Source organism: Saccharopolyspora ipomoeae, from assembly GCF_029952525.1.
Lineage (GTDB): Bacteria > Actinomycetota > Actinomycetes > Mycobacteriales > Pseudonocardiaceae > Saccharopolyspora > Saccharopolyspora ipomoeae.
On record NZ_JASAOF010000017.1, the window covers coordinates 1 to 17,656 of the forward strand.

Genomic DNA, 17,656 nt, shown 5'->3' on the forward strand with positions numbered 1-17,656 from the left:
TTTCCGCCTCCGGAATACCGGAGTAATCCGTCAGGAACGGCAACACCTCGGACTCGCTCGCGCGCACCGCGACCATCACCCCACCCGACGGCAATGCCTGCATCAGACGAGCACGGGCCGAGATCAAGGTGCAGGCGTCCTCCAAAGACAACACGCCCGCCACATGCGCTGCGGCCACCTCACCGATCGAATGACCCGCCAAGTGGTCCGGGGTGATGCCGAAGGACTCGATCAGGCGATACAACGCCACCTCGATGGCGAACAGAGCCGGTTGGGCGATGCCCGTCTGGTTCAAAGCTTCCTGGTCCTCGCCCCACATCACTTCGCGAACCGACGGGTCCAGGTGGTCCAGGACCTCGTCCAGAGACTCTGCGAACACCGGGAAGCGGACGTAGAGATCCCTGCCCATGCCCAGGCGCTGGGAACCCTGGCCGGAGAACAGCACCGCGACGGACCGGTCTCCGGCGGTGCCGCGGGCGACCTCCGCTGGGGCGTCGCCCGCGTCCGAGGCGAGCAGCACGGCGCGGTGGTCGAACGTCGATCGGGCCGTGACCAGCGAGTACCCGACGTCGGCTGCGGGTTCGCCGATCGAGCGCACCCGCGCGATCTGCTCTTCCAGAGCCGCCTCGGTCTTGGCCGAGACCGGCCACGGCACCGCCTCCGAGATCGGTCGCTCAGCGGGCGCGGCGTCGGCGGGAGGCTGTTCGATGATCACGTGTGCGTTGGTGCCGCTGACGCCGAAGGAGGAGATCCCGGCGCGTCGAGGATGACCGTCCGTGACCCACTCGCGGGGCTCGGTGACCAGCTCGACCGCGCCGTCCTCCCAGTCCACGTGGGTGGACGGGGTGTCGGCGTGCAGCGTCGGGGGAACCACGCCGTGGCGCATGGCCTGCACCATCTTGATCACGCCCGCCACGCCCGAGGCCGCCTGGCTGTGGCCGATGTTGGACTTCACAGTCCCCAGCAGCAGCGGCCGCTCGCGGTCGCGACCGTAGGTCGCCAGCAACGCCTGGGCCTCGATCGGATCGCCCAGCGTCGTCCCGGTCCCGTGCGCCTCGACGACGTCGACGTCCGTTGTGGACAGTCCCGCACCGGCGAGGGCCTGGCGGATGACGCGCTGCTGCGAGGGACCGTTGGGCGCGGTGAGCCCGTTGGAGGCGCCGTCGGAGTTGATCGCGCTGCCGCGCAGCACCCCCAGCACCTCGTGACCGTGGCGACGGGCGTCCGAAAGGCGTTCCAGCACCAGCACTCCGACGCCCTCGGACCAGCCGACGCCGTCGGCTTCGTCGGAGAAGGACTTGCAGCGGCCGTCCGGGGCCAGGCCGCGCTGGCGGGAGAACTCCAGGAACGTGCGCGGCGTCGACATGACGGTGACGCCCCCGGCCAGCGCCAGCGAGCACTCCCGCTGGCGCAGCGCTTGCGCGGCCAGGTGCATCGACACCAGCGACGACGAGCAGGCGGTGTCCACGGTCATCGCGGGGCCTTCGAAGCCGAAGGCGTAGGACAGGCGGCCGGAGACGACGCTCGGCGAGGCGCCGAGGTTCTGGTAGCCCTCGAACGCGGCGTCGGTGAGCAGGGTGCTGTAGTCGTTGTACATCACCCCGGCGAACACACCGGTCCGACTGCCGCGCAACGACATCGGGTCGATGCCGCTGCGTTCCAGGGATTCCCAAGCGACTTCCAGCAGCAGCCGCTGCTGGGCGTCCGTGGCCAGCGCTTCGCGCGGCGACATCCCGAAGAACGCGGGGTCGAAATCGCCCGCGTCGTGCAGGAATCCGCCGTTCCGAGTGTAGGAGGTGCCCGCGTGATCGGGGTCTGGGTCGAACAGCGCGTCCACGTCCCAGCCCCGGTTGACCGGGAACTCCGAGATCGCGTCGACGCCGTCGGACACCAACCGCCACAGGTCCTCCGGAGATGAGACGCCACCCGGGTAGCGGCAGGCCATCCCGACGATGACCACCGGGTCGTCGTCCGCGCTCGCCGGAGCCGGAACCGGTTGGGAAACAGCGTTTTCCGATCCGAACAGCTCGTCGTGCAGGTGGTCGGCCAGGGCTCGGGCCGTAGGGTGGTCGAAGATCAGGGTTGTCGGCAGGCGCAGCCCGGTCGCCGCACCCAGCTGGTTGCGCAGCTCCACGGCCGTCAGCGAGTCGAAGCCGAGTTCCTGGAACGCCCGGCTCGGGTCGACCACGTCGCCGCCGGCATGCCCCAGCACGGCGGCGACTTCGCGGCGCACCAAGCCCAGCAACGCCCCGGAGCGTTCCGACTCCGGCAGCGCGGTCAGCCGCGCAACCAGCGTCTCGGTGGCTTCCGACCTCGCGCGCGCACGACGTGCCCGGCCGTGCACGAGCCCGCGCAGCAGCGGCGGCACGTCACCGGACCGCGTCAGGTCCAGCAGCGCGGGCACGACCACGGGCCGCCCTGCGGTCAGCGCGGCGTCGAACAGGCGAATCCCCTGCTCAGGAGGCAGCGGCGGCATGCCGGAACGGCCGAGCCGCTGGGCGTCGACGTCGGAGGCCATGCCGTGCTGCCACGGCCCCCACGCGAGCGACGCGCCCGGAAGTCCCTGTGCGCGGCGGTGTTCGACCAGGGCGTCCAGGAAGGCGTTGCCCGCCGCGTAGTTGGCCTGGCCGGGGGTGCCGAGGATCCCGGCGGCGGAGGAGAACACGACGAACGCCGACAGGTCTCGCGTCAGCTCGTGCAGGTTCCAGGCCGCGTCGACCTTGGGGCGCAGCACGGCGTGCACGCGTTCGGGGGTCAGCGTCTCGATCACGCCGTCGTCGAGGACACCGGCGGCGTGCACCACCGCCCGCACCTCGTGCTCGGCCAGCAGGGTCTCGACCGCGGCGCGGTCGGCGACGTCGCAGGCCCGCGCCTCGACCCAGGCGCCCTGCTCGGTCAGGTCGCTGACCAGGTCGTCGGCGGTGCCGCTGCGGCTGACCAGCAGGAGCTCGCGCACCCCGTGCTCGGCGACGAGGTGCCGGGCCACCAGCGCGCCCAGTCCGCCGGTGCCACCGGTGATGAGCACGGGACCGTCCCAGCGTGCCGGCTCGTCCTGCGGGGCGGTCCGGGTCAGGCGGGCGGCGAGCAGGTCTCCGCCTCGCAGCAGCATCTGCGGTTCGTCGCAGGTCAAGGCACCGGCGAGAGCGCTGGTGTCGACGGGTTCCGGACCGAGGTCGAGCAGCGCGAACCGGCCGGGGTGCTCGGTCTGGGCGGTGCGGACCAGGCCCCACACCGCTGCGGCCGCCGGGTCGGCGCCGGAGGTCGCACCGCGAGTCACGAACAGCAGGCGGGTGCCCTCGCGGGCCAGGCAGTCCTGGACCTGGGCGAGCGCGAGCGCGGTGACGTCGTGGGCGGAGGTGATCACCTCGTCGCCGCCCGCGACCGGGACGACCACTAGGTCGGCGTCGGGCTCCACCGGAACGCCGATGTCCCGGAGACCGTGCGGGTCCGGGCCCGCGAGGGCGATCGCGGCCGGGGGTTCGCCGCCGGTGACCGGGGTCCACTCGACGGTGAACAGCGCGTTGTCCGCACCCCGCGCCTCGACCGGCATCGGCCGGGTGCGCAGCGAGTCGATCGAGGCCACCGGAAGACCGGTCGCGTCCGCGAGGGTGAGCGCGAACTCGCCGTCGGCGCGCGGGGAGATCCGCACCCGCACGGCCGATGCCTCGGTGGCGTGCAGTGCCACGCCCTGCCAGGAGAACGGCAGCCCGCCGCGCTCGATGACCTCGGGGTCAGCGACGCCGGAGGCGTGCAGGCAGGCGTCCAGCAGCGCTGGGTGCAGGCCGAAGCCGGTGCTGTCGGTCCCGTCCGGGAGCGCGACCTCGGCGAAGACCTCGTCGCCGCGACGCCACACCGCGCGCAGCCCGCGGAAGACGGGACCGTAGGCGAACCCGGCCGAGGCGAAGCGCTCGTAGCCGCTGTCGACGTCCTCGGGCACGGCGTCGACGGGAGGCCATTCTCCCAGGTCATCGGGCTTGCGGTCGCCGGTGGTGAGCGATCCGGCGGCGTGCTGGGTCCACGGCAGGTCGGTGTCGCGTTCGGTCCGGGACAGCACCGCGATCGGGCGTCGGCCCGACTCGTCCGGCGCGCCCACCGACACCTGGAGCTGCACCGCGCCGCGCTCGGGGAGCACCAGCGGGGCGGCGAGGGTGAGCTCCTCGACCTCCTCGCAGCCCACCTCGTCGGCGGCCCGCATCGCGAGTTCGAGGAAAGCCGTGCCGGGGAACAGGATTCGCCCGCCGACGGCGTGATCGGCGAGCCACGGGTGGGTGTCGAGCGAGAGCCTGCTGGTGATCAGGAACCCGTCCGCCTCGGCGAGTTCGACCGCCGCCCCCAGCAAGGGGTGCTCGACCGGGGCGAGCCCGGCGGCGCGCATCCCGCGCCCGGCGGTGAGCCGGGGCCAGTAGCGGCGGCGCTGGAAGGCGTAGGTGGGCAGGTCGACCCGCTGCGCCCGCGCCCCGTCGAAGAACGGCGTCCAGTCCACCCCGACCCCGGCCACGTGCAACGCGGCCAACGCCGACGGCAGCGCATCCTCTTCGCCGCGGCCCTTCCGCAGCGCGGGCACGATCACCGCCCCGGGCGCGGACTCGGAGGCCATCGCGCTGAGCACCCCGTCCGGACCGATCTCCAGGAACGCGTCCACACCCCGTTCGCTCAACGAGGTCACGTGGTCGGCGAACCGCACGGCCTCGCGCACATGCCGAACCCAGAACTCGGGTGAAGTCACATCCCCGGACGCCGCGATCGGAATCCGAGGCTCGCGGAACACCAACCCGCTGATCGCTTCCCGGAACTCCCCCAACATCGGCTCCATCAAAGCCGAGTGAAAAGCATGAGAAACGCTCAACCGCTGGAACTTCCAACGCCCGGCAACCTCAAGAACAACGTCCTCGTCCCCAGCCAAAACCACCGAACTCGGCCCGTTCACAGCCGCCAGCGAAACCACACCACCCGAACCACCCCCGCCCCCAAGTGACGGAATACCGGAGTAATCCGATCCCCGAATACCGGAGTAATCCGCTTCCCGAATACGGGAGTAATCCGTCAGGAACGGCAGCACCTCGGACTCACTCGCCCGAACCGACACCATCACCCCGCCCGAGGGCAACGCCTGCATCAGGCGGGCTCGGGCCGTGATCAAGGTGCAGGCGTCCTCCAGGGACAACACGCCCGCCACGTGGGCTGCGGCCACCTCACCGATCGAGTGGCCTGCGAGGTGGTCCGGGGTGATGCCGAAGGACTCGATCAGGCGATACAGAGCCACCTCCAGGGCGAACAGGGCCGGTTGGGCGTTGCCCGTCTGGTTCAAGGCATCCTGGTCCTCACCCCACATCACCTCGCGAACCGACGGGTCCAGGTGCTGAAGGACCTCGTCGAGAGCTTCCGCGAAGGCCGGGAAGCGGTCGTAGAGGTCCCTGCCCATGCCGAGGCGCTGGGAGCCCTGGCCCGCGAAGAGGACCGCGAGAGTGCGGTCGGTGGCGACGCCCCGGGTTGCCTCGGTGATCGACTCTCGGGCGGCGAGGAGGACCGCGCGGTGGCTCAGCGGGGTGCGCGTGGTGGCCAGGGAGTAGCCGATGTCGACGCGGACGCCGTCCCAGTCGCGGAGTCGGGAGATCTGCTCGTCCAGCGCCGCCTCGGACTTCGCCGACACCACCCACGGCACCACCGTCGGCGACACCCACGGCTCCACCGCGGGCACGTCGAGCGCCGCCGGGTGCTCCAGGACGACGTGCGCGTTCGTGCCGCTCACCCCGAACGACGACACGCCGGCGCGACGCGGGCGGCCCGTCTCCGGCCAGGCCGTGCCGGCCGTGAGCAGCCGGACCGCACCGGCCGACCAGTCCACGTGCGAGGACGGCGTGTCGACGTGCAGCGTCTTCGGCAGGACGCCGCGCCGCATCGCCATCACCATCTTGATCACCCCGGCGACACCGGCCGCGGCCTGCGTGTGCCCGAGGTTCGACTTCACCGACCCCAGCAGAAGCGGAGTCGCCCGGTCGCCGCCGTAGGTGGCCATCAGCGCGTCGGCCTCGATCGGGTCGCCGAGCGCGGTGCCGGTCCCGTGCGCCTCCACGGCGTCCACTTCGGACGCGTCGAGGTTCGCGGAGCGCAGGGCTTCTCGGATCACGCGCTGCTGCGACGGGCCGTTCGGCGCGGTCAGGCCGTTGGACGCGCCGTCCTGGTTCACCGCGCTCCCCCGCAGCACCGCCAGCACGCGGTGCCCGTTGCGCTGGGCGTCGGAGAGGCGTTCCAGCACCAGCATGCCGACGCCTTCGGACCAACCCGTGCCGTCGGCGGCGTCGGAGAACGCCTTGCAGCGGCCGTCGGCGGCCAGGCCGCGCTGCCGGGTGAACTCGAAGAACGCGTGCGGCGTCGACATGACCGTGACACCGCCGGCCAGCGCGAGCGCGCACTCGCCCTGCCGCAGCGATTGCGCCGCCAGGTGCATCGAGACCAGCGACGACGAGCACGCCGTGTCGACGGTGACCGCAGGCCCTTCGAACCCGAAGGTGTAGGCCACGCGACCGGAGAGCACGCTGGCGATGTGGCCGGTGGCCGCGTGCCCTTCCGGAACGTCCGGACCGGTGCCGAGGAGCGAGGCGTAGTCCTGACCGTTGGTGCCGAGGAACGCCCCGGTCCTGCTCCCCCGCAGCCGCGCGGGGTCGAGGTGCGCGCGTTCCAGCGCCTCCCAGGCGGTTTCGAGGACGAGCCGCTGCTGCGGGTCCATCCCGGCCGCTTCGCGCGGCGAGATGCCGAAGAAGTCCGCGTCGAATTCCGTTGCGCCTTCGAGGAACCCGCCTTCGGCGGCGAGGCTCGACTCGGCCAGCGCGCTCCGGTCCCACCCCCGGTCGTCGGGGAACGGGCCGATGGCGTCGACGCCGCCGTCGACCAGCCGCCACAGGTCCTCCGGCGAACGCACCCCGCCCGGGAAGCGGCAGGCCATGCCGACGATCGCGATCGGTTCGCCGTTCCTGAGCTCCAGTTCGGCGACGCGCTCGCGGGCTCGGCGGAGGTCGACGGTGGTGCGCCTCAGGTATTCGACGACTCGTTCCTGCTGATCTTCCGCCACCGGTCCACCTTCATGTCTCGTGTCGAGCTGGATCTCGTCAGGAGAGGTCGAGCAGCCCGTTGTCGATGGTGTTGAGCAGTTCGTCGACGGGCATCGACTTGATGTCGTCCTCGGAGGGACGCCCGCCGGCCGAGGGCCGGCCGCGCTCGCGCAGCCAGGCGAGGGTGTCCTCGAGCCGCTGCTTGATCTCGTCGACGTCGTCGTCCGAGGCCCGCAGCGCCGTGGAGAACCGCTCGAACTCGCTGAGCGCGGACCCGACCTCCGCGGTGTCCTCGACGGTGAGGTTCGCCAGCAGGTGGTCGGCCACGGCGCGCGGCGTCGGGTAGTCGAACAGCAGCGCCGAGGGCAGCGGCACGCCCGTCGCCTTCCGCAGCCGGTCGCGCATCTCCAGGCTGGTCAGCGAGTCGAAACCCACGTCGCGGAAGGCGTTGTCGACGCCGATCGCGGCCGAGCTCGGGTGTCCGAGCACAGCGGCCGCCTCGGCCCGAACGAGGTCCAGGACGGCCGGGCCGCGATCGGCCTGCGCCAGGTGGGCGAGCTCGTCGACGAACCCGGAGGTGCCGGAGGTGGCGAGGGCGCGCCGCGCGGCCTCGATTCCCGACAGCAGCGGGCTGGGACGGACTGCGGTGAAGTGCGGGGCGAAGTTCTCCCAGTCCAGGTCGGCCACGGTGAGAGCGGTGCGGTCGTCGGCGACGGCCTGCCACAGCGCGGCGAGGGCGAGTTCCGGTTCCATCGGCAGAACACCGCGCCGCCTCAGCCGCTCGGCGATCGCCTCGTCCGCGGCGGCGCCCGCCCCGGCCCAGGCTCCCCAGGCGATCGAGGTGGCGGGCAGGCCTTCGACGCGGCGCTGGCGGGCGACGGCGTCGAGGACGGCGTTGGCGGCGGCGTAGTTGGCCTGCCCGGCGTTGCCGATCGTGCCCGCGACCGAGGAGAACAGCACGAAGAAGTCCAGGTCGCGGTCGCGGGTGAGCTCGTCGAGCAGCAGCGCGGAGTCCACCTTGGACTCGAAGACCTCGCCGAAGCGCTCGGGCGTGAGCTGGTCGAGCACGCCGTCGTCGACGACACCGGCCGCGTGCACCACACCGGTGAGGTCGTCGATGCCGTCGAGCACGGTGCCGAGCGCGTCGCGGTCGGCGGCGTCGCAGGCCTCGATCCGCACCCGCACTCCCCGCTCGCCCAGCTGCTCGGCGAGCTCGGTGGCGGCCGGGGCGTCCGGGCCGCGACGGCTGATCAGCACGATCCCTTCGGCGCCGCGTTCGGCCAGGTCGCGGGCCAGGTGCGCGCCGAGCGAGCCGGTTCCGCCGGTGATCAGCACCGTGCCGGACAGCGGTGCCGGGGCGGCCCGGTGCGAGCGCGGTGCGGGGGCGAGCCTGCGGGCGAACGCTCCTCGGGAGCGGATGGCGACCTGGTCCTCCGCTCCGGCGAGGACACCGGTGAGGAGCTCGGCGCCGCGGGCGTCGAGGTGGTCCGGTAGGTCGATCAGGCCGCCCCACCTGCCGGGCAGCTCCAGGGCGGCGACCCGCCCCAGACCCCACACACCCGCGTAGGTGGAGTCGCGCACCGGGTCGTCGTCCGCGACCGAGACCGCCCCTCGGGTCACGGCCCACACGCGGGCGTCGACGCTCGCGTCGCCGAGCGCCTGGAGCAGGACGGCGCACTCGACCTCATCACCGAGCGCGATCACGCCCGCCGGGGCGGGAACGTCGGTCAGCTGCTTGGCGAGGTCGTCGCGCCGGGTGCCGGGTTCGATCGGCAGGCGCACCGCGTCGGCGCCGAGTGCGTCGGCGATCGCGAGCGCCCACGGGTCGGTGGCGAGCTCGGCGGGTGCCGCGATCAGCCACGGTCCGTCGGGTGTCGCCGGCCGGTGCGTCAGCGGGGTCCAGGTCTCCTGGTAGCACCAGTCGTCGGCGAGGTTGGCGGCGAGCTGTTCCGGCCAGTAGCGCTCGCGCTGGAACGGGTAGGTCGGCAGGTCGACGAGGTGTGCTCCGGTGCCCGTGAAGCACGGTGCCCAGCCGACGTCCACGCCGGACACGTGCAGCCGCGCCAGCGCCTCGACCAGGCCGGTCTCGCCGTCGCGGTCCTGACGCTGCGCCGGGACGAGCACCGCGTCCTCGGGCGCGGAGTCGGCGGCCATCGCCGAGAGCACCCCGTCGGGGCCCAGTTCCAGGAAGGCGTTCACGCCCCGCTCGCCCAGGGTCCGCACGGTGTCGCCGAAGCGCACGGTGTTGCGGACGTGCTGAACCCAGAACTCCGGCGACGTCACGTCGCCGTCGACGGCGATCGGTGTCGTCGGCGTCCGCAGCGACAACCCGCTGATCGCCTCGCGGAAGTCATCGAGCATCGGGTCCATCAAGGACGAGTGAAACGCATGACTGACCAGCAGATTCCTAGACTTCCACCGCGCCGCCACCTCACCCACGGCGTCCGCGTCCCCGGCCAGAACAACCGACTCCGGCCCGTTCACCGCCGCCAATGAGATGACACCCGTTCGAGAATTGCCATTTTCGTGGGGTCGAATACCGGAGTTTTCGGTGGGTCGAATACTCCGGTAATCGTCCCCCCGAATCTGGGAGTTTTTGACCGCAGCAACACCACCCGACAGGAACGGCAAGACCTCGGACTCGCTCGCGCGGACCGCGACCATCACCCCACCCGTGGGCAAGGCCTGCATCAACGAGGCTCGGGCCGTGATCAGAGTGCACGCGTCCTGGAGGGACAACACGCCCGCCACGTGGGCCGCGGCCACCTCACCGATCGAGTGGCCTGCAACGTAGTCCGGGTTGAGGCCGAAGGACTGCGCCAAGCGGTACTGGGCTACCTCCAGGGCGAACAAGGCCGGTTGGGCGACGCCCGTTTGGTTGAGGGCTTCCTGATCGTCGCCCCACATCACCTCTCGGACCGACGGGTCCAAGTGGGACAGGACCTCGTCCAGCGCCCGCGCGAACACCGGGAAGCGGGCGTAGAGGTCTCGGCCCATGCCCAGGCGTTGGGAGCCTTGGCCTGCGAAGAGGACTGCGAGGGTGCGGTCTGTGGCGGTGTCTCGGATTTCGCCGGAGGGCAGGCTGACTGCTCGGTGGTTGAAGGTGGAGCGGGAGGTGGCCAGGGAGTGGCCTATGTCGAGGGCTGTGTGGTCGAGGGCGTTGAGGTGGGTGATCTGGTCGTCGAGGGCGGTTTCGGTCTTGGCTGAGATTGGCCACGGGGTGATGGCCGGTTCGATCTCGGTGGGTTCGGACGGGCTGTCCTGGGGCGGGGCTTGTTCGACGATCACGTGGGCGTTGGTGCCGCCGATGCCGAAGGAGGAGACGCCTGCGCGTCGCGGGCGCCCGGTGTCGGGCCAGCCGACCGGGGCGTTGAGCAGCTCGACCGCGCCCGAACCCCAGGTGACGTGGCCGGACGGGGTTTCTGCGTGCAGCGTGCGCGGGGCGATGCCGTGACGCATCGCCATCACCATCTTGATCACCCCAGCGACGCCCGCCGCGGCCTGCGTGTGACCGAGGTTCGACTTCACCGACCCCAGCAGCAGCGGACGCTCCCGACCCTGACCGTAGGTCGCCAGCAACGCCTGCGCCTCGATCGGATCACCCAGAGTCGTCCCGGTGCCGTGCCCTTCGACCACATCGACGTCCGAAGTGGACAGACCAGCACTGGCCAGGGCTCGGCGGATGACGCGCTGCTGCGAGGGCCCGTTCGGGGCGGTCAGGCCGTTGGAGGCGCCGTCGGAGTTCACCGCCGAGCCTCGCAGCACCGCCAGCACCCGGTGCCCGTTCCGGCGGGCGTCGGACAGGCGCTCCAGCACGAGCACGCCGGCGCCCTCGGACCAGCCGACGCCGTCGGCGTCGTCGGAGAAGGACTTGCAGCGGCCGTCCGGGGCAAGGCCGCCCTGCATGGTGAACTCGACGAACGTCGACGGAGTCGACATGACCGTGGCGCCCCCGGCCAGCGCCAGCGAGCACTCCCCCTGCCGCAACGACTGCGCCGCGAGGTGCATCGACACCAGCGACGACGAGCACGCCGTGTCCACCGTGACCGCCGGTCCCTCGAACCCGAGCGCGTAGGCGACGCGGCCGGACGCGACGCTGCCCGCGGTCCCGGTCGTCCAGTAGCCCTCGGTTCCCTCGGGCGCGTCGACGAGACCCGTGCCGTAGTCGTGGTACATGACGCCGGTGAACACGCCCGCGTCGCGGCCCCGCAGCGTCGTCGGGTCGATGCCCGAGCGCTCCAGCGCCTCCCAGGAGACCTCCAGCAGCAGCCGCTGCTGCGGGTCCATCGCCAGGGCCTCGCGCGGGGAGATGCCGAAGAACCCGGCGTCGAAATCGGCTGCGTCGTGCAGGAATCCGCCGTGCCGGGTGGCGCTGGTGCCGGGACGTCCAGGTTCGCCGCCGAGCTTGGCGAGGTTCCAGCCGCGATCGGCCGGGAACGGCGACAGCACGTCACCGCCGTCGGCGACCAGCTGCCAGAGGTCTTCCGGCGAGCTCACCCCGCCGGGGAAGCGGCACCCCATGCCGACGATCGCGATCGGCTCGCCGGGCTCCGGGCGAGGCCCGGCGATCGGGGGCCGGGTTCGCGTGCCGAGCAGTTCGGCAAGCAGGTGGCGGGCCAGCGCGTGCGGAGTCGGGTGGTCGAACGCCACCGGAGCGGGCAGGTCCAGGCCGGTGGCGGCGGTCAGCCGGTTGCGCAACGCCACCGCGCTCATCGAGGTCAACCCGAGCTCGCGGAACGCGCTCCGGGCCGCCGCGGTGCCCAGCGAATCGAGCCCGAGGGCCTGCGAGACCTCGGCGCACACCAGCTCCAGCAGGAAAAGCTCCTGCTCCTGCGATGACAGGCCGGTGAGCCGCTGCCGCAGCTCGGAGGTCGCCGCCTCGTCCGCCTCCGTCACGCGCGAGGCGTCGTCGAGCAGCTCGCTGGAGAACGACTCCCGGTCGGCGAGCAGGCGCGCGGGCAAGTCGTGCAACAGGTGCCGGGTGACCTTGCCGGAAGCCGTCCGGGGGATGCGCCGGGTCTCGTAGAGCCGCTCGGGGATCTTGAAACCGGACAGCCGCTCCCGGCACACCGCGAACAACGCCTCGGTGTCGACCCCGGTCTCGCGCGGAACCACGAAGGCCACCGGCACCTCGCCGAGCACCTCGTGCGGTTCACCCGCCACGGCGACGTCGGCGACCCCGGGGGCGCCGCGCAGGACTTCCTCGACCTCGCCGGGGTGGATGTTCTCCCCGCCCCGGTTGATCAGCTCCTTCACCCGGCCGGTGATGGTCAGGTAGCCGGCCTCGTCCTGCCTGGCCAGGTCGCCCGTGCGGTACCAGCCGCCCGGCAGCGCGGCGGCCGTCGCCTCCGGCTGGTCGTGGTAGCCCACCATCAGGTTCGGGCCGCGCACCCACACCTCGCCCTCACCGCCCGCGACGTCGAGCCCGGTGTCCGGGTCCACGAGCCGCAACGCCAGACCGGGCACCGGCAGGCCGCAGGAGCCGTCGACGCGGGAACCGTGCTGCCAGTTCACCGCCATCAGACCGCAGGTCTCGGTGCTGCCGTAGCCGTCGAGCAGCGGGACGCCGAAGGTCTCCTCGAAGGCCGTGCGCAGCGACGCCGGGCACACCGACCCGGCGGTCAAGCAGCGCTCCAGCCCGCTCGTGTCGACGTCGTGGTTCTGGGCGGCCTCCAGCAGGTGGTGGTACATCGCGGGCACGCCGGTGAGGAACGTGTAGGTCTCGTCCTGGAACGCGCGCAGCACCTCCTCGCCGGAGAAGCCGTCGAGGACGCGGCAGGTGGCGCCGACCGCGGTCACGCCGATCACGCACAGCACGTGCGCGAGGCTGTGGTGCAGCGGCAGCGGCCACAGCACCCGGTCCTGCCCGGACAGGCCGACGATCGGCGCGTAGCAGGCCGCCACCGACCACAGGCAGCTGCGCTGCGTCGACAGCACGCCCTTGGGCTTGCCGGTGGTGCCGGAGGTGTAGAGCATCCAGGCGACGTCGTCGAGGTCCTGGTCGTCGCGGGCGGGCTGCGCCGGTGCGGCGGCCATCAGGTCCGCGTAGCGGGTGACCTCGGCCGGGGTGCCCTCGGGGAGCGGGTCGTCTCCGGTGACCACGATCCGCAGGTGCGGGCGCTCCCGCTGCGCGGCCACGACCTGGTCGAGCCGTCCGCGGTCGGTGATCACGACGCGGGCGCCGCTGTCGTCGAGGACGTAGGACAGCTCGGCGTCGGCGGAGTGCGGGTTGAACGGCAGCGCCACACCACTGGCGCGGGCCACCGCGAGGTAGGACTCCAGCGTCTCCACCGAGTTGCCGAGGTAGATCATCGCCCGGTCGCCGCGGTCCAGCCGGTCCGCCAGGTGACCCGCCAGCCGTGCCGTGCGCCGCTCGTAGTCGGCGTAGGTGAGGTCCCGCCGGTGGTCGCTGAACGCGATCTTGTCCGGCCACCGCTCGGCGTGCTCGCGCAGCAGCTCGGACAGCGGCCGGATGAGTTCGGTACGTAACACGACGGCGACGCTCCCTCGTCCAGTGGCTGATCGGGTCGGCCGCCGCTCGGGCCGTCGAACCGGCAGGGCGAACCGGGACGCCCCGGCACCGGACGACGTCGCTTGCAACCAGCCGCGACGCTAGACCGAGGGGTAGTGAGAATTTCCCTAGCAAGCACCCGCGCCGGGATCGCGGGAGTTCAGGACTGGGAGTTCCCCGAGTGTTCTGCGCCTACGGTTGACGCCGCAACGCCACCGACTTCGAGCGGAAGTGAGATGTCGATCCCAGCTGAGCCCCCAAGGTCCGACCGCGGTGCCGACGCGGACGTGGTGATCGTCGGCTGCGGCCCGGTGGGGCTGACCCTCGCCCTGCTGCTCGCGCACCGCGGGTGGCAGGTGGCGGTCCTGGAGCGCTACGCCGAGCAGTACCCGTTCCCGCGCGTCGTCACCATCGACGGCGAGACCTCCCGGAACTTCGCCGCCGCCGGGATCGGCGACCAGCTGCACGATCTCGGCGAGCCGATGGGCGTCTACGAGTTCCGCAACGCGGCCGGCGAGGTGCTGCTCAGCTTCGACGCGCCGTACCGGCCCGGCCACCAGGGCTGGCCGAAAGCCGCTGTCATGCACCAGCCTTCGTACGAGGCCGCGCTGCGCGCGCACGCCGAGACGCTGCCGAACCTGCGGCTGCTCTGCGGCCACGAGGTCGAGGACCTGACCGATCACGGCGACCGCGTCGAGGTGCGCGCGTCCGGCCCGGCGCTGGAGGACGGCCGCATCACCGGCTCGTGGCTGGTCGGCTGCGACGGGGCGAACAGCGTCGTCCGCGAGCACATCGGCGCGCAGGTCACCGACCACGGGTTCTCCCAGGACTGGTTGCTGTGCGACGTGGTGTTCCACGAGCCGCGCGAGTTCCACCCGACCGACGTGCAGATCTGCGACCCGGCGCGGCCGACGACCATCGTCGCCAGCGGGCGCGGTCACCGCCGGTGGGAGTTCATGCTGCTGCCCGGCGAGACCGTCGAGGAGTTCAGCACCGAGGAGGCGCTGTGGCGGCTGCTCGAACCGCACGGCGTGTCCCCGGAGAACGCGAAGCTGACCCGCAACATCGTCTACACCTTCGACGCCTGCATGACCGAGCAGTGGCGCAGCGGGCGGCTGCTGCTGGCCGGGGACTCGGCGCACCTGATGCCACCGTTCGCAGGTCAGGGCATGTGCTCGGGCGTGCGGGACGCGGCGAGCCTGGCGTGGCGGCTGGACCTGGTGCTGGGCGGCCGGGCCGCCGAGCGGCTGCTGGACACCTACCCCGCCGAGCGCGCCAAGCAGGTCCGGCGCACCACCGACGCCTCCATCGAGATGGGCAAGCTGGTCTCCGAGCTCGACCCGGCCAAGGCCGCGGCCCGCGACGAGTACCTCATCGCCGCGCGCTCCGAGCAGGACCAGCCCGAGGCCGCGCCGCCGTCGTTCGCGCTGGAGGACGGGTTCCTGCGGCGGGCCCTCGGCCGCACCATCGCCAAGCCGGCCGGGGAGCTCATGCCGCAGGGCGCGGTGGCGCGCGGCGAGCAGCGCGGGTTGTTCGACGACGTGGTCGGTCGCGGTTTCGTGCTGCTGTCCTCGGTGGACCCGCGCGAGGCGCTCGACGACGAGTCCCGCTCGTTCCTCGACGACCTCGGCGCGCACCTGGTGCGGGTGCTTCCGTTCGGGTCCGGCCCCAAGCACGCGGGCCCGCACGAGGTCGTCGACGTCGGCAACACCTACCTCCCGTACCTCACCGAGTCCCGGCAGGTCGCGGTGCTGGTGCGGCCGGACTTCTACGTCTTCGGCGGGGCGCGCGACCGCGCCGACCTCACCCGGCTCGTGCGCGAGCTGCGCGCCCAGATCACCGGGTCGCCGTCCCTCCAGCGCAGGCCGGTCGCGGCCCGGCGCGATCCACGGCACTGACCAGAAAGGGCGGACCACCATGTCGACGAGCGCGCAGGACTCCGCGACCGCGGACGACTTCAGCTCGGGCTTCCGCAAGCTCAACACCAAGCACTCCTCCGGTCCGCCGCCCGAGCGGGTCAAGGGCGCGGTGTCGGAGATCTACAACGGGGTCGCCTCGTGGTCGACCCAGGGCGACTTCTGGAACTGGGGCCTGCACGACGAGGACCTGCTGAGCGAGATCCGCTCTCTCATACCGGGTTTCGACGAGCACGGCACCGACGGGTTCTCCGAGCAGCTGTACTTCCAGGCGCTGCGCCAGGTTCCGGTCCCGCTGGGCGACTACGCGGGCAAGAAGGTCCTCGAAGTCGGCTGCGGTCTCGGCGAGGGGCTGAACTTCGTGTCGCGGATCATCGACGCCTCGGAGGTCGTCGGGCTCGACCTGTCGCAGGCCGCCACCGACCGCGCCAACGCACGGCTGTCCCGGGGCGATCGGCTGCGCTTCGTGCAGGGCGACGCGGAGGACCTGCCGTTCGCCGACGGCGAGTTCGACGTGGTGCTCAACGTCGAGAGCTCCCACAACTACCCCGATCTCGGCGGATTCCTGAACGAGGCCGCCCGCGTGCTCAAGCCCGGCGGGTACCTCTCGCACATCGACCTGTTCATCGACCAGTCCCACGAGCTGCTCGGCCGGATCAAGCAGGAGGACGGGCCGCTGGAGTGGGTCGAGGACGTCGACGTGACCGAGCGGGTGCGCTCGGCGATCCGCAAGCGCCTGGAGCCGGGAAGCTTCTACCGCCGGAACTTCTCGGCGAAGAAGCTGTCGTTCAAGACCCGGATCATGATGGGGCGCGGCGGTTCTCACCTCGCCGGAGCCGATTTCGTCGGACATCGCGACGTGGTCGACCAGGTGCTGGAGGCGACCCGCATCCGGCCCAGGCGCGCCCAGCAGTCCTACCACAGCTACCGGCACCACATCGCCCGCAAGAAGCCGTGATCCCAGACGCGATCTTGGTGAAGCAGTGGGCGTTTCACTAACGCCCGCCTGCCTATCGTGTCATCGTCCGGCCCTTCCACGCCCAGGAGAAGTCTTGACGGACAACGCGAACGAGGTCAGCCAGCAGCCGCTGCTCGATCTGACCACCGGATTCATGCGCTTCAAGACCTTCGCGGCCGCGGTGGAGCTGGACGTGTTCACCCGGCTCTCCGGGGGACGCGAGGTCACCGCCGAGGAGTTCGCCGCGGAGATCGGGCTGCAGCAGCGCCCGGCGGACATCCTGCTGCCTGCGCTGGTGTCGCTCGACCTGCTCGACAAGCGCGACGGCCGCTACCGGAACTCGGCGATGGCCGAGGAGTTCCTGGTCAGGGGAAAGCCCTACTTCTTCGGCGGTTTCGTGCAGTTCTACGACCGCGGCCTCTACCCCGGCTGGGAGCAGCTGGTGAACTCGCTGCGCACGAACCGGTCGATGTTCGTCGACCCCGAGCAGCAGCAGGACACGGTCTTCGCCCCCAACGACTTCATGATGAACTTCTTCTGGGAGGCGATGCACGCGCTGGCCGGCTACACCGGCAAGGAGCTCGGTGCGGCCTACGACTTCAGCCGCCACCAGCGCCTCCTCGACGTCGGCGGCGGTTCCGGCGGCATCCCGATCGAGCTGTGCAGCCGGGTTCCGGGGCTGAGCGCGGGCGTCTACGAACTGCCGCACGTGTGCACCGTGGTCGAGCGCAAGATCGCCGAGGCCGGGCTCGACGACGTCATCGACGCCGTGCCCGGTGACTTCACCACCGACGAGACGCTTCCCGGCGGCTACGACGCCATGCTGCTCAGCCAGGTCATGCACTGCGGCGACGAGAAGAGCAACCGGGAACTGCTGGACAAGTGCTTCGCCGCGCTCGAACCCGGAGGCTCCGTGCTCATCTGCGAGCTGCTGCTCGACCCCGACCGCACCGGACCCGCCAACGCCGCGGTGATGGGGCTGAACATGCTGGTCAGCCACCCGGGCGGGCAGAACTACTCGGAGGCCGAGTACCAGGACTGGCTCGCCGACGCGGGATTCGTCGACCTGGAGGTGATCCGCATCAACGCGGCGGGCGCCGACGGCGCCGTCATCGGCCGCAAACCCGAGTGACCTGATTTCAATGGAAACCGGGTCCCGGATCTCCACTGAAATCGGGTTCCCGACTTCCCGGGGTGGGGGAAGTTTTCATGAAAACTTCCC

The 17,656-nt window shown here is 71.6% G+C and carries 5 protein-coding genes; 3 read left to right on the plus strand and 2 right to left on the minus strand.

Annotated elements, in window-relative coordinates:
• The coding region (locus QFW96_RS22180; RefSeq protein WP_281457633.1) for a type I polyketide synthase at positions 1 to 7,069 on the minus strand (7,069 nt) is incomplete at its 3' end.
• 37 nt (positions 7,070 to 7,106) lie between these two features.
• A complete protein-coding gene (locus QFW96_RS22185; RefSeq protein ID WP_281457634.1) occupies positions 7,107 to 13,541 on the minus strand; it encodes a type I polyketide synthase in 6,435 nt (2,144 codons plus the stop codon).
• A 255-nt stretch (positions 13,542 to 13,796) separates the two neighbouring features.
• Here QFW96_RS22185 and mhpA point away from each other — a divergent pair, with 255 nt between their 5' ends.
• The 3 genes from mhpA (at position 13,797) to QFW96_RS22200 (ending at position 17,566) form a co-directional block, all read left to right on the plus strand.
• Positions 13,797 to 15,458, plus strand: coding sequence for a bifunctional 3-(3-hydroxy-phenyl)propionate/3-hydroxycinnamic acid hydroxylase MhpA (mhpA, locus tag QFW96_RS22190; protein WP_281457635.1), 1,662 nt, complete (start codon positions 13,797 to 13,799; stop codon positions 15,456 to 15,458).
• Positions 15,459 to 15,477: 19 nt separating this feature from the next.
• Entirely contained in the window at positions 15,478 to 16,434 is a 957-nt protein-coding gene (locus QFW96_RS22195) for a class I SAM-dependent methyltransferase (RefSeq protein ID WP_281457636.1), read from the plus strand.
• Positions 16,435 to 16,528: 94 nt separating this feature from the next.
• Positions 16,529 to 17,566, plus strand: coding sequence for a methyltransferase (locus QFW96_RS22200; RefSeq protein WP_281457637.1), 1,038 nt, complete (start codon positions 16,529 to 16,531; stop codon positions 17,564 to 17,566).
• Positions 17,567 to 17,656: the final 90 nt, after the last annotated feature.

Excerpts from the sequence above, each read along its gene's own strand:
- QFW96_RS22195 (WP_281457636.1), top strand. The coding sequence starts at position 15,478 with ATGTCGACGAGCGCGCAGGACTCCGCGACCGCGGACGACTTCAGCTCG.
- mhpA (WP_281457635.1), top strand. The coding sequence starts at position 13,797 with ATGTCGATCCCAGCTGAGCCCCCAAGGTCCGACCGCGGTGCCGACGCG.